Genomic DNA, 8488 nt, shown 5'->3' with positions numbered 1-8488 from the left:
CTCATAACCTGAAGGTCACAGGTTCAAATCCTGTCCCCGCATCCAGAAACGTCTCCCCCCTGTGTAGAAACACAGGGGATTTTTGTTTTTGCTTCGTTTAGACCCCAGCAGATCGTCTCCGGTGCAGGAGATGTGTCATGGCTGCTGTTCCCAGAACCGGAACCAGCAAGTTCGCAAACGGCACCAACGATAGAGCCGCGAGAGCAGCACCAACAGCAAGCACCGACCACCGCATCCGGTGCCTGAGCTGATGTGACTGCTCAACGCTCATGCGCCGCTGCGCAACACCATCGAACAGGCCAAATCCAAGCGAAACTGCCGCCACGGCCCAAAAAGCTACAGCGCCAAGCGGTGGTAAGAAGAAGGCGAGGGGCATGATCAGGAGTGTCAGGCCCAGCATCTTCAGGCCGAGCTTCAATCCCGCCCAGATCTGCTGGTGCAGTCCAGAACCTTCGGCAGGCGTTAGAGAAGGGTAGTGGCGGTGCTCCACAGCTGCTGCCACCTCGTCCAAGAACAGGCCCGCAATGGCGAGTGCGACCGGCACGAAGAGCCAGACTGCGGAGATCAGCACCAGCAAGCCACCAAACAGCCCTGCTACTGTGGCAAGCCAGCCTTCTCCTCCGACCAGGGAGGCAACTCCCCAATCGGCCAGCCCGATCAGCGCCAGGAAAGCCAGCAATGCCCCGCCTAATCCCTTCAGCAATGGCCAGCGAAAGGCGGGGTCAGTAATCTGCTGGAACGGCAGCAGCAGGCTGGCTGGAACGGCGCGCATGGTCTCTCCTCGGTTGCCATGTCCGAGATGGTTCCGCCAAGTCCGCGTCGCCAGTAGTGCCTTGTTGAAGAAGCGCTCGCGCTGCTATCGCGGCTGCACTCCAAACCGAGACGTCAGCCTTGCCACGGCGCCTGGCCTGCAATGATGCAACGGCTACGACAGGTTGTTGTTCTCGCCAGCCGCTTTACCGCCACGCCGTTCCAGTGAAGCTCTCAGGTCAGCTCTGAGCCGACCCGCGGCTACGGGGGCGAGAAGGTTCCAACCCGCTGAGCGTGCGATGCACAGTCGTCAGCAAAGTGGAAAGCTGCGTCGCGTCAACCTGATGTCCGCGCGCATAGCCTTTGGCGATGGTCTGCATAGCCGCCACTACGGCTGAGGAGCCGCCGGAGAGGGGGCGCGCCGCCACTTCCCTGACAGGTTCAACTGCCGCGGGTTCCGCCGCCACCTCCGGCATCTCAGCAGCCGGCGCTGCTTCCTCCACTTCCGGCGCTGCGGCAGCCTGAGGAGCTTCCTCGTCCACCTGCTCAACAACCGACGGCTTGGCAGGGGCAACTGCCTGTCGCTGCTTCATCGCCTCCGCGATACGCGCCATCAGCGTGCCTGCGGTCTCGTAGAAGCCATCGGCACGGGTGGCGAGATAAGGCTTCCCGCCAATCTGGAAAACCCGCCGCTGCATGGCAAACTGCCGCACCTGGGCCTCGGTGGCTTCCACGAAGTGGCACCCCTGTGCTTCGGCGGCTTTGACCTGTTCATCCGTCAGTTGCACGGCACCACCATCCTGATTCGCCACCTTCACCGTTCTTAACGCCTGGCGGCGGGGAGCGGTAGCGCCGCTGCGATCGCCGGCGCCGCGTCCCACGGGAAAGGCTCGGCAATGGTGGCGGCCAGATGCTCGATCAGCGCGCGTAGCTTGGCGGGCATGGCCGGTGTCTCGGGATAGACGATGTGGATGCTATCCGGCACCGGCACCCAGCCGGGGACAGCCACCGGCACCAACTCGCCTGCAGCCACGGCGGGACCCACCATGAAGGTCGGCAGGAGCGTCAGGCCCAGCCCGGCGCGGGCGGCATCCAGCAATGCCTCGCCGCTATTGGCGGTGAGACGCCCTCGCAGCGCGACCGAGCGATGCTGCGCCAGCCGGCGCTCGCCGCCCTCGCATGGCATGAAGCGCCAGATATGGCCGGAAGGTGCATTGGCATAGCCAAGGCAGGCGTGCGCTGGCAGGGCTTCCAGCGTGTCCGGCAGCCCAGCCCTGGCGAGATACTCGGCGGAGCCGCAGAGCACCCGGTGGCTGGTGCCCAGCCGCCGCGTCCGCATTGAGGAATCACCCAGGCGCCCGATCCGCACCGCTAGGTCATAGCCGCCAGCCAGCAGATCCACATGCCTGTCGTCCAGATCCAGCGAGACCTCGATCTGCTCATAGCGGCGCATGAAGCTGGCGATGGCGGGCCCCAGGTGCCGGGTGCCGAAGCTCATCGGGCCTGCGATGCGAATGCTGCCGCGCAGTGTGCCGGACTGCGCCGAGACATCGTCCACCAGCCCCTCCAATTGCGCCAGCAGGGGACGGGCGCGGGCATAGAGCAAGGCCCCCGCCTCGGTTGGCGAGACATGCCTTGGAGCCCTGTTCAGCAGCTTGGCACCAAGCCGCGCCTCCAGCCCGGCCACCCGCTTGCTGACCACCGATTTCGCGAGGCCCAGCCGCAGCGCGGCAGCCGTCAGCGTGCCGCTATCCACCACCTGCACAAAGGTCGCCAGATCCTCGGTATCGAGCCGCATCGTTCGCGATTATCGAACATGGCGTTCCTGATCAAGCGCTTGTTGTCCTTGCGGCGCGAACGCAATTTCCTCCTCAGCAAATCTCCATTGAGGAAGCTCGCGATGACCAAGGTTCTGGTTCTCTACTACTCCAGCTACGGCCATATCGAAGCCATGGCGCAGGCCGTGGCGGAGGGTGCCCGCTCCGTTCCCGGCACCGAGGTCGTGGTGAAGCGCGTGCCCGAACTGGTGCCGGAGGAGATCGCCAAGGGTGCGCACTTCAAGCTCGACCAAGCTGCGCCCGTGGCCACGGTGAATGAGCTGGCGGATTACGATGCCATTGTCATCGGCACGCCAACACGCTTCGGGCGCATGGCCTCGCAGATGGCGAACTTCCTGGATCAGGCCGGTGGCTTGTGGTTCCAGGACAAGCTGGTCGGCAAGGTAGGCTCGGTCTTCACCTCCACCGCCAGCCAGCACGGCGGCCAGGAAACGACGCTCACCTCCACCATCGTCAACCTGCTGCATTTCGGCATGACGATCGTCGGCCTGCCCTATACCGAGAAGCGGCAGATGGACAATTCGCAGATCACCGGCGGCTCCCCCTACGGCGCCACCACCATCGCCAATGGCGACGGCTCCCGCCAGCCGACCGAGGCGGAACTGGGCATGGCGGCCAGCCAGGGCCGGCATGTGGCCGAAGTGGCCGGCGCGCTGGTGCGCGGCCGCGCCTGAGACCGGCAACGGCTGGAAGGGAAAGGAACAAGCCGATGCAGCTTCGTGGCATTCATCACCTGACGGCCGTTTCGGCGGACGCCCGGGGCAACCACGACTTCTATACCCGCATCCTGGGCATGCGGATGGTGAAGAAGACCGTCAACCAGGACGATGTCAGCGCCTACCACCTGTTCTATGCGGATGGGCAGGCGAGCCCCGGCACCGACCTGACCTTCTTTGACTGGCCGGCGCCGCGTGAGCGGCGTGGCGGCAGCAGCGTGGTGCGCACCGGGCTGCGCGTGAACGGCGCCGCCGCCCTCGACTACTGGGCCGCGCGCCTAGCCGAGCACAAGGTGCCGCATGGCAAGGTGGCCGAGGTCGATGGCCGGCTGGAACTGCCCTTCGAGGACTTCGAAGGCCAGCGCCTCGCCCTGGTGGATGATGGCGGCGCCGGCCCCGCCCATCCGTGGGAGCGCAGCCCGGTTCCGGCCGAGCACCAGATCCGCGGCCTCGGCCCCATCACCATGAGCGTCGGCCGCGCCGAGTATTCCCACGCCTTCGCCACGGAGGTCATGGCCATGCGCCTGGACCGGGTGGTGGAAGGGGCGGACGGCATCGCCACCCACGTCTACGCCATGGGGGAGGGAGGCCCGGCGGCCGAGCTGCATATGCGCGTGGAGCCCAACCTCCCGCGTCACCAGCCAGGGGCGGGCAGCGTGCACCATGTGGCCTTCCGTGTGCGGGATGACGAGTATAGCTACTGGGTCAAGCGCTTCGAGACCCTGGGCCTGCGCTCCAGCGGACCGGTGGATCGCTACTACTTCCGCAGCCTCTACGTGCGGGAACCCTCGGGCATCCTCTACGAGATCGCCACCGACGGGCCAGGCTTCGCGACGGACGAGCCGATGGAAGCCCTGGGCGAGCGGCTGGCGCTGCCGCCCTTCCTGGAACCGCGCCGGGCGGAGATCGAAGCCGGGCTGAAGCCGCTTCAGACCGGGTCGTAGCGGGCGCAGAATTCCGCCGCCCCCAGGCGGCGGAAGTCCCGCATCGCTTCCTTCAGCCGCTCGTGTGGCCAGTCCCACCAGGCGATGCGGCCCAGTGCCGCGATGATCTCCGGCGGAAAGCGGTAGCGCAGCACACGCCCCGGTACGCCGACAACAATGGCGAAGGGCGGCACGTCCTTGGTGACCACGGCACCGGCACCGATGGCGGCCCCGTCACCGATGCTGACGCCGGGCAGCACGATGGCCCCATGCCCGATCCATACGTCATGCCCCAGCGTGACGTGGTGGTCCCGCCGCCACTGGAACAATTCCGCATCATCCTCCCCCAGCCCATAGGCGGAGGAGCGATAGGTGAAATGGCTCAGCGCCACCCGCTCCAGCGGATGGTTGCCAGGGTTGATGCGGACATGGGAGGCGATGGAACAGAAGCGGCCCAGCGTGGCGTAGATGATGTCGCTGTCGTTCACGACATAGCTGTAATCGCCGAAGCGGCTTTCCACCACGCTGCTGCGGGCGCCCACCTCGCACCAGGCGCCAAGCTGGCTGTCCCGCACCCGGGCCTCCGGGTGGATGAAGGGCTCAAGTCCCAGGCGCTTGCTGGCTGTGGCGGGGTCTATGTGAAGTGGCTGCGGCATGGCCGGCAGCCTGCGGCGGCACCACCCGGGGCGGCAAGGGGGCGGCCGCGGATGTCACGGAACGGACATCCGCGACGCCACGGCCGCTACTTCTTGGGCTGGATATTCACCGGGCCCTTGGGCCCATCGGCAATGCCCATGCCCGTATTCGGCCCGTTGCCCGAACCACCGCCCTTGTAGTCCTTGTTGGGGTCCAGGCCCTTGGCATTCGGGTCGTTCTGGTCCTCGGTGATGTTGTGCGGGCCGACGCTGTCAGGCCGGCCGCTGGAGGGGCCGCGGCCCCAGTTCTTGTAGCCTTCCTTCATCGCGTCATCGGTCATCGGGAAATCCTCCTGCCGAACTAATCCGGGCAGGCGGGCGAGGTTGCAGTGCCCGCCGGACCCAGCGGCTCCCGTTCAGTCGATCACCGCCGCGCAGCCATCGGTCGGCGCGGCTGCCACATCACCCACAACCGGCACGATCCGCAGCGCGGCGGAACCCACACGGCAGGGCGCCGCCGCCAGCCCACAGTCGGCGAGTGTCAGACAGGACAGCATCAGCAAGGCCTTTCGCATCCGCTTTGCCTCCAACCTGTGCCGCTGGCCAGCTTCTCATGGCTCACCAGGGCAGGCGCATGAAATTCGCGGCACCGGAGGCGCGGGAGATCAGCGCCCGCATGTCCGGGTTGCTGTGGCCCTGCTCATCGGTCAGTGCGTCCATGGGGCAGAAATACTCGTGCGCCTGGGGCATCTGGGTGCGGGCGAAGCCGTCATACTGCCGCGACTTCAGGCCATAGAGCACCCGCACATCCCGCACCGGCAGCACCAGGGGTACCACAGGTTCCGTCTTCAGCAGGCGAATCGTCTTCCAGCGCGGCAAAGGCTCCCCCGCCGCGACAGGAGCGATGAGCCAGGGCACCGGGCACACCGCCAGCAGGGAGGTGGTGGAGGGCGCGAAGCGGGAGCGCTTGTCCAACAGGTTCTGCAGCGTGGAGCAGGCCTCGATGCAAAGGATGTCGCACCAGGCATCCGCCGGGTCGGGGCTGAAATGCAGCCAGAGCCCATCCGGCATCGTGCGCAGGCGGTGGGAGCCCGGCAGGCGCAGGAAAGGCTGCAGGGTCGCGTCCGGCTCGCCGGGGCGCGCGCGCAACCAGACACCGCGCTGCTTGGGCGTATCCAGGGCTCCGGGCGGGCGTTGAGGCCAGGTCCGGAGGCGGCGGCGGACGAGGTCATCCAGCGAACGGTGGGTGAGTTCTGGCCTGTCGATTTCAATCATCGGAAGAGTTCCGGAGCCTTATGCAACCAGAACGACATGATGATGATCGCGGATTCGTGATCAAGAGCCTGTATTCACTTTTTTGCGATGTTCAGGCTTGAATTTAGCGTCTCTTGGCCGGCCGGCTTCTGCTTGGCCGTAACTGAAATGCTTCTTTCCAGAGGCGTGGAACGCGTTCTTATTCTGCCGTCTTATCAATCACAGGTTGAAAATAAAAAACCCCCGCCGGGCTGCCCGGCGGGGGTCAAAGCAAGGGCGCGGCCAGATGGCCGCGTGGCCCGGATCAGCGGGAAGCGGGATAGTCTCGCGTCGCGGAACCCGTATAGATCTGGCGCGGACGGCCGATACGCTGGCCGGGCTCCTCGATCATTTCCTTCCACTGGCTCACCCAGCCCACGGTGCGTGCCACCGCGAAGAGCACGGTGAACATGTGGGTCGGGATGCCCATCGCCTTCAGGATGATGCCCGAATAGAAATCGACATTCGGGTAGAGCTTGCGGGAGACGAAGTAGTCGTCCTCCAGCGCGATCTTCTCCAGCGCCATGGCGAGGTCGAGCAGCGGCTCGTCCTTGATGCCCAGCTCGGCCAGCACCTCGTGGCAGGTTGCCTGCATGATCTTCGCGCGCGGGTCGAAGTTCTTGTAGACGCGGTGCCCGAAGCCCATCAGCTTCACGCCGGAGTTCTTGTCCTTCACCTTCTCGATGAAGGAGGGGATGTTCTCGACGCTGCCGATCTCACCCAGCATCTTCAGCACGGCTTCATTGGCGCCGCCATGCGCGGGGCCCCAGAGGGCGGCGATGCCAGCGGCGATGCAGGCGAAGGGGTTGGCGCCGGTCGAGCCCGCCAGGCGCACCGTGGAGGTGGAGGCGTTCTGCTCGTGGTCCGCATGCAGGACCAGGATGCGGTCCATGGCGCGGGAGAGGATGGGGTTCGGCTTCCATTCCTCGGACGGCACGGCGTTCAGCATGTACAGGAAGTTCTCAGCATAGCTGAGGTCGTTCCGCGGATACATGAAGGGCTGGCCGATGGAATACTTGTAGGCCCAGGCAGCGATCGTCGGAACCTTGGCGATCAGGCGGAAGGCGCTGATCTCGCGCTGCGCCGGGTCGGTGATGTCCAGGCTATCGTGGTAGAAGGCGGAAAGTGCGCCCACCACGCCGCAGAGGATCGCCATCGGATGCGCGTCGCGGCGGAAGCCCTGGAAGAAGGAGCGAAGCTGCTCATGCACCATCGTGTGCATGGTCACGCCGCGCTCGAATTCCTTCATCTGCTTTTCGCTCGGCAGCTCGCCGTGCAGAAGCAGGTAGGAAACTTCAAGGAAGTTGCTCTTCTCAGCCAGCTGCTCGATCGGATAGCCCCGATAAAGCAGGACGCCTTCATCACCGTCGATATAGGTGATCTTGCTGTCGCAGGCCGCCGTGCCGCCGTAGCCAGGATCGAAGGTGAAGACGCCGAGGTCGCTGTAAAGCTTGCGGATATCAAAAACGTCAGGGCCGATGGTGCCCTGGATCAGCGGCAGGGTCGTGCTCTTGTTGGACCCGTCCAGTGTGACTGTGACGGAGCCTTTTGCCGAATTGCTCATGGCGTCTTCCTCTAGGGGGGGCGGTGCCGCCCTGTCGCGCGGCGCCGCCATGATGCAGCGCAAGATAGGCAGTGGTTCCCGCGCTTGTCCATCCGCCCCCGGGGCGTGAACCTGCCACCCCTCAGAGTGCCTGCCCCGCAGGAGGCGGGACGCTCCGATCAGCGCTGGCGCCAGTCCTCGGGGGCGCCCGGCAGGTGGGACCACAGGCCGCGTCCGGTCCGCCGCGCATCCGCTTCCAGGGGCTGCATCGCGGCCTTCTCCGCCAGCGCCCAGCCGGAGGAGATCAGGGCCGCGTTCAGCTCCACGCCACCGGCCTGGCAGGTGCCAAGCGGCCGGCCGAAGCCATCGCGGCCCTTCACGTGGCAATCGAGGTCATGGCCCTGGACCAGCCGTGCCAGGGCCTCGGCGGCCGTGGCGCCGCAGTCGAAGCCGACTCCATTGGCGGTGTAGCAGGTCTGGCCGCGCTCCGGCGAAAGCAGGCCGGAAAGGCGCAGGGTCCGCTCGCCCAGGCGCAGGGTATCGCCATCCACCACCCGAACAGTGGCGGCGGCGGCGGTCCAGTCCTGTTCGGGCGGTGCGGAGCCGAAGAGATTGGCGGGAAGACCTAGTCCCGCCAGTGCCACCGCGCCGAAGGAAAAGGCGGCGACAAGCAGCGCGCCGCGCCAGCGGCCGGGAGCGGAATAGGAGGAAGGGCGGAAGATACGACGACGGGACAACACGCCGCGAAGCGTTAGACCAGGCCCCGGTGCGGGTTCAAGCAGTCAGTGGC

11 protein-coding genes are annotated in these 8488 nt (G+C 66.0%); 2 read left to right on the top strand and 9 right to left on the bottom strand.

Translation table 11 applies throughout. From position 1 onward, the window contains the following. Positions 1-97: 97 nt before the first annotated feature. The 3 genes from IBL25_RS11510 to IBL25_RS11500 all read right to left on the bottom strand — a co-directional run bounded on the left by IBL25_RS11510 (position 98) and on the right by IBL25_RS11500 (position 2548). The gene (locus IBL25_RS11510) at positions 98-772 is read right to left on the bottom strand and encodes an EI24 domain-containing protein (RefSeq protein ID WP_187778687.1); all 675 of its coding nucleotides are present in this window, start codon (positions 770-772) and stop codon (positions 98-100) included. 217 nt (positions 773-989) lie between these two features. Continuing rightward, entirely contained in the window at positions 990-1568 is a 579-nt protein-coding gene (locus tag IBL25_RS11505) for a hypothetical protein (protein WP_187778686.1), read from the bottom strand. A 5-nt stretch (positions 1569-1573) separates the two neighbouring features. Beyond that, the gene (locus IBL25_RS11500; protein ID WP_187778685.1) at positions 1574-2548 is read right to left on the bottom strand and encodes a LysR family transcriptional regulator; all 975 of its coding nucleotides are present in this window, start codon (positions 2546-2548) and stop codon (positions 1574-1576) included. A gap of 102 nt (positions 2549-2650) precedes the next feature. Between IBL25_RS11500 and wrbA the strand changes: the two genes are divergently transcribed. Both wrbA and IBL25_RS11490 read left to right on the top strand, forming a co-directional pair. Next, positions 2651-3262, top strand: coding sequence for an NAD(P)H:quinone oxidoreductase (gene wrbA, locus IBL25_RS11495; RefSeq protein WP_187778684.1), 612 nt, complete (start codon positions 2651-2653; stop codon positions 3260-3262). Between the two features lie 35 nt (positions 3263-3297). Further along, positions 3298-4248, top strand: coding sequence for a ring-cleaving dioxygenase (locus tag IBL25_RS11490; RefSeq protein ID WP_187778683.1), 951 nt, complete (start codon positions 3298-3300; stop codon positions 4246-4248). Here the strand turns inward: IBL25_RS11490 and IBL25_RS11485 are convergent. The 6 genes from IBL25_RS11485 to IBL25_RS11460 all read right to left on the bottom strand — a co-directional run bounded on the left by IBL25_RS11485 (position 4233) and on the right by IBL25_RS11460 (position 8435). Beyond that, the gene (locus IBL25_RS11485; RefSeq protein WP_187778682.1) at positions 4233-4883 is read right to left on the bottom strand and encodes a DapH/DapD/GlmU-related protein; all 651 of its coding nucleotides are present in this window, start codon (positions 4881-4883) and stop codon (positions 4233-4235) included. The genes IBL25_RS11490 and IBL25_RS11485 overlap by 16 nt on opposite strands. A gap of 86 nt (positions 4884-4969) precedes the next feature. Continuing rightward, entirely contained in the window at positions 4970-5203 is a 234-nt protein-coding gene (locus IBL25_RS11480; protein WP_187778681.1) for a hypothetical protein, read from the bottom strand. Between the two features lie 75 nt (positions 5204-5278). After that, positions 5279-5425: a DUF6726 family protein gene (locus IBL25_RS11475; protein WP_238940368.1), complete on the bottom strand. Its 147-nt coding sequence runs from the start codon at positions 5423-5425 to the stop codon at positions 5279-5281. Positions 5426-5480: 55 nt separating this feature from the next. Beyond that, entirely contained in the window at positions 5481-6137 is a 657-nt protein-coding gene (locus IBL25_RS11470) for a hypothetical protein (protein ID WP_187778679.1), read from the bottom strand. A 283-nt stretch (positions 6138-6420) separates the two neighbouring features. Then, a complete protein-coding gene (gene gltA / locus IBL25_RS11465) occupies positions 6421-7719 on the bottom strand; it encodes a citrate synthase (RefSeq protein ID WP_187778678.1) in 1299 nt (432 codons plus the stop codon). Positions 7720-7877: 158 nt separating this feature from the next. Continuing rightward, complete coding sequence (locus IBL25_RS11460; protein WP_187778677.1) at positions 7878-8435, bottom strand: thermonuclease family protein; 558 nt, start codon at positions 8433-8435, stop codon at positions 7878-7880. Positions 8436-8488 lie beyond the last annotated feature (53 nt).

The organism is Pseudoroseomonas ludipueritiae (assembly GCF_014490445.1).
GTDB lineage: Bacteria > Pseudomonadota > Alphaproteobacteria > Acetobacterales > Acetobacteraceae > Pseudoroseomonas > Pseudoroseomonas ludipueritiae.
The sequence above is the reverse complement of the archived record's forward strand: the minus strand, read 5'-3'. Positions and strand labels throughout refer to the sequence as shown.

Bases quoted from the DNA above. Each gene is read 5' to 3' on its own strand.
- IBL25_RS11480 (WP_187778681.1), bottom strand. From the start codon at position 5,203: ATGACCGATGACGCGATGAAGGAAGGCTACAAGAACTGGGGCCGCGGC.
- IBL25_RS11485 (WP_187778682.1), bottom strand. From the start codon at position 4,883: ATGCCGCAGCCACTTCACATAGACCCCGCCACAGCCAGCAAGCGCCTG.
- IBL25_RS11510 (WP_187778687.1), bottom strand. From the start codon at position 772: ATGCGCGCCGTTCCAGCCAGCCTGCTGCTGCCGTTCCAGCAGATTACT.
- IBL25_RS11500 (WP_187778685.1), bottom strand. From the start codon at position 2,548: ATGCGGCTCGATACCGAGGATCTGGCGACCTTTGTGCAGGTGGTGGAT.
- wrbA (WP_187778684.1), top strand. From the start codon at position 2,651: ATGACCAAGGTTCTGGTTCTCTACTACTCCAGCTACGGCCATATCGAA.
- gltA (WP_187778678.1), bottom strand. From the start codon at position 7,719: ATGAGCAATTCGGCAAAAGGCTCCGTCACAGTCACACTGGACGGGTCC.
- IBL25_RS11490 (WP_187778683.1), top strand. From the start codon at position 3,298: ATGCAGCTTCGTGGCATTCATCACCTGACGGCCGTTTCGGCGGACGCC.
- IBL25_RS11470 (WP_187778679.1), bottom strand. From the start codon at position 6,137: ATGATTGAAATCGACAGGCCAGAACTCACCCACCGTTCGCTGGATGAC.